1 pseudogene is annotated in these 255 nt (G+C 61.6%); it reads right to left on the bottom strand.

The features are described from left to right. Positions 1-255: pseudogene (locus tag GM672_RS28125) on the bottom strand (IS1595 family transposase); the annotation flags it as partial.

Consider the following 255-nt stretch of genomic DNA (forward strand, 5'->3'; position numbering starts at 1 on the left):
CGCGCTTTTTGGCGTGGCCGCCGCGCCGCCGAGGAGGACGCGTCATGTGACGCGATCCCTTCTGCGATTCCAGCAAATATGTTTCGTCCGCCTCGACGATGCCGCTCAAGGGTTTGGGCCGGTCGTCTTTGGCCATGGCAAGAAAACGGTGACGCCAGCGAAAACTGGTGTTGCGGTGGATGCCGGTGGATTCGGCTGCGGCCCGTACCGTCATCGAACCCAACATGCACTGCAGGAACGGCAACCATTTCTCGC

Source organism: Pseudoduganella buxea, from assembly GCF_009720835.1.
In the GTDB taxonomy this organism is placed as follows: Bacteria; Pseudomonadota; Gammaproteobacteria; order Burkholderiales; family Burkholderiaceae_D; genus Rugamonas; species Rugamonas buxea.